1 protein-coding gene is annotated in these 3,821 nt (G+C 76.0%); it reads left to right on the top strand.

Translation table 11 applies throughout. The features are described from left to right. On the top strand, positions 1-3,821 hold a 3,821-nt coding region (locus tag ACIG3E_RS40950; protein WP_399626314.1), incomplete at both ends, for an SDR family NAD(P)-dependent oxidoreductase.

The raw sequence follows: 3,821 nt of genomic DNA, 5'->3' as shown, positions 1-3,821 counted from the left end.
ACGCTGACCGGCGCGCGGGCCAGCGCCGAGGAACTGTCTTCGGCGGAGTACTGGGTCCGGCACGTACGGGAGTCCGTACGGTTCGCCGACGCCGTGAGCACGCTCGCGGGTGACGGAGTAGGCACGTTCGTCGAGGTCGGCCCGGGCGGGACGCTGTCGGCCCTGGGCCGGGAGTGCGCGCCGGAGGCCGCCTTCGTGCCGGTGCTGCGCGGCGACCGGCCCGAAGCCGTGGCCCTCACGGCGGCCGCCGGGCAGCTCCACGTGCGCGGCGTCCGGGTGGACTGGGAGGTCTTCTTCACCGGCCGGGACACGCGGCGCGTGGACCTGCCGACGTACGCCTTCCAGCGCGAGCGGTACTGGCTGGACGCCGTGCCCGCCGATGCGGCCGTGGCGGCCCTGTCCCCGGTGGAGGCCCGGTTCTGGGGCGTCGTCGAGGACGGCGACATCGCCGATCTCGCCCGTACGCTGGACGTGTCCTCCGACGCCCCGCTGAGCGCGGTCCTTCCCCGGCTCTCCGCGTGGCGCAGGGAGCAGCAGGGGCGGACCGCCGTGGAAGGCTGGCGGTACCGCGTCGAGTGGCGGCCGGTGGCCGCTGGGCCCCGGCGCCTCGACGGTACGTGGCTGGTCGTGGCGCCCTCGGGCGAGGACCGGGCCGAGTGGGTGCGGGACGCGCTGACCCGCAACGGCGCCGAGGCGCACGTCCTGCGCGTGGACCCGGAGGCCGTCGACTGGGCGGAGCGGCTCGCCGAGGTGCCCGCGCCGAGCGGTGTGGTCTCGCTCCTCGCGCTCGCGGACGCGGGCGCGGCGGTGGTGCCCGCGGGGGTCGGCGCCACGGTCGGACTGCTGCGGGCGCTCGGCGCCGCCGGAGCCCCGGCACCGCTGTGGTGCGTCACGTCCGGCGCGGTGGCGGCGGGCCCGGCCGACGCCGTGGCCGGGTTCGAGCAGTCGATGGTGTGGGGCCTGGGCCGGGCGGCCGCGTTGGAGCAGCCCGGCCGCTGGGGCGGCCTCGTCGACGTACCGGAGGCACCCGACGAGACGGCCGGTGACCTCCTCGCCTCGGTCCTCGCCGGTGCGGGCGGTGAGGACCAGGTCGCCGTGCGGGGCGACGGGATCCTCGGCCGCAGGCTGGTGCCCGCGCCGCTGGGCCAGGCGTCCGGGGCGGGCTGGACGCCGCGCGGGACGGTCCTGGTCACCGGCGGCCTCGGGGCCCTGGGCGGGCACGTGGCGCGCTGGCTCGCGGCCCACGGCGCCGAGCACCTGGTGCTCGCGAGCCGCCGCGGCGCCGAGGCCCCGGGCGCCGCGGAACTGGAGGCCGCACTCGTGGAGTTGGGCGCACGCGTGACGTTCGCCGCCTGCGACATGACCGACCGGGCGTCGGTGGCGGCGCTGCTGGCCGGTGCTCCGGCGCTCGACGCGGTCGTGCACGCGGCGGGCATCGAGCGTTCGGCCCTCCTCTCCGACGTCGGCCCGGCCGACCTGGGCGGGTTCGCCGATGTCCTCGCGGCCAAGGCCGTCGGCGCCAGGCACCTGCACGAACTGCTCGCGGACACGCCGCTGGACGCGTTCGTGCTGTTCTCGTCGATCTCCGGCGTGTGGGGCAGCGGCGCCCAGGCCGCCTACGGCGCGGCGAACGCCTACCTGGACGCCCTCGCCGAACACCGCAGGGCCACGGGCCTGCCCGCCACGGCGGTGGCCTGGGGCCCGTGGGCCGACGGCGGCATGGTCGCCAACGCGGGCCAGGACGCCGCCGCCCAACTGCGGCGCCGGGGCCTGCCGTCGATGGCTCCGGCCGTCGCGATCGTCGGCCTGGCCACGGCCCTCGAAAGCGGTGACGGGAACGTCGCCATCGCCGACGTGGACTGGGAGCGGTTCGCGGGCACGTTCATGGCGCAGCGCCCGAGCCCCCTCCTGAGCGAACTGCCGCAGGTGCGGGCCGCGTTCGAGAACGCCGCGGGGGAACAGGGCTCGTCGGCCCTGGCACAGCGGCTCGCCGGTCTCGACGAGGCCGAGCAGGAGCGGCAGCTCACCGACCTCGTCCGCTTCGAGGCGGCCGCCGTCCTCGGGCACGCCTCCGGCGACGCGCTCCCGGCGACGCGCGCCTTCAGGGAGCTGGGCTTCGACTCGCTCACGGCGGTGGAGCTGCGGGCCCGGCTCAACGAGGTCACCGGGGCCGCCCTGCCCACGACCCTCGTCTTCGACTACCCGAACGCGGCCGCGCTGGCCGCCTATCTGCGGGACGAGCTCTGCGGCGCGGCCCCGGCCGCGGCCGCCGCGGTCACCGTGGCGGGCGTGTCCGACGAGCCGATCGCGATCGTCGGGATGGCGTGCCGGTTCCCCGGTGGCGTGAGCAGCCCGGAGGACCTGTGGGACGTACTCCTGGCGGGCGGGGACGCCGTGTCGGACTTCCCGACCGACCGCGGCTGGGACCTGGAGGGCCTGTACGACCCCGACCCGGACTCCGTGGGCACCTCCTACTCCCGGTCGGGCGCGTTCCTCTCCGGCGTGAGCGCCTTCGACGCGGGCTTCTTCGGCATCTCGCCGCGCGAGGCCCTCGCCATGGACCCCCAGCAGCGCCTCCTCCTCGAAACCTCCTGGGAGGCCTTCGAGCGGGCGGGCATCGCCCCGGACTCCCTGCGCGGTGAGCGGGTCGGCGTGTTCATCGGCTCGAACATGCAGGACTACGGGTGGGTCCTCGCCGGAGCCACCGAGGACGTCGGCGGCTACGCGGCGACCGGCAACGCCGCCAGCGTCGCCTCGGGCCGCCTGTCGTACACCTTCGGCCTCGAAGGCCCCGCCGTCACGGTGGACACGGCGTGCTCGTCGTCCCTCGTGGCGCTGCACCTGGCGGTGCAGGCCCTGCACAAGGGCGAGTGCGCGATGGCCCTCGCGGGCGGCGTCACCGTGATGTCGACGCCCAGCTCGTTCATCGAGTTCAGCCGCCAGCGCGGCCTCGCCCCCGACGGCCGATGCAAGGCCTTCGGCGCGGGCGCGGACGGCACCGGCTGGGGCGAGGGCGTCGGCATGCTGTTCGTCGAGCGCCTCTCGGACGCCCGGCGCAACGGCCACGAGGTGCTCGCCGTGATCCGTGGCTCGGCGGTGAACCAGGACGGTGCGTCCAACGGCCTGACCGCGCCGAACGGCCCCTCGCAGCAGCGGGTGATCCGCCAGGCCTTGGCGAGCGCGGGCCTGAACCCGTCCGACGTGGACGCGGTCGAGGCGCACGGCACGGGCACGAAGCTGGGCGACCCGATCGAGGCCCAGGCACTCCTGGCGACGTACGGTCAGGACCGTCCTGCCGACCGGCCGCTGTGGCTGGGTTCGGTGAAGTCGAACATCGGCCACACGCAGGCCGCCGCCGGTGTCGCCGGTGTCATGAAGATGGTCCTCGCGATGCGGCACGGCGTGCTGCCGCGCACCCTGCACGTGGACGAGCCGTCGCCGCACGTGGACTGGTCGGCGGGCGCGGTGGAACTGCTCGCCGACGACCGGCGGTGGCCCGCCGTCGACCGGCCCTGGCGCGCGGGCGTCTCCTCGTTCGGCTTCAGCGGCACGAACGCCCACGTCATCGTGGAGCAAGTACCCGAGGCGGAGCAGGAGACCACCGCGCAGCCCGCGCACGACGGCGGCCTGGTGCCGTGGGTCCTCTCGGCACGGAGCGTGGCGGCGCTGCGGGACCAGGCGGCGCGGCTCCGGTCCTTCGTGGAGGCGTCGGCCGAGCTGTCCGTAGCGGATGTGGGGCACTCGCTGGTGTCGTCGCGTGCGGTGTTGGAGCACCGTGCGGTGGTGGTCGGCGCCGAGCGGAACGAACTGCTGGCCGCGCT

Source organism: Streptomyces sp. NPDC053474 (genome assembly GCF_044544845.1).
GTDB lineage: Bacteria > Actinomycetota > Actinomycetes > Streptomycetales > Streptomycetaceae > Streptomyces.
This window is presented reverse-complemented; position numbering and strand designations above follow the sequence as displayed.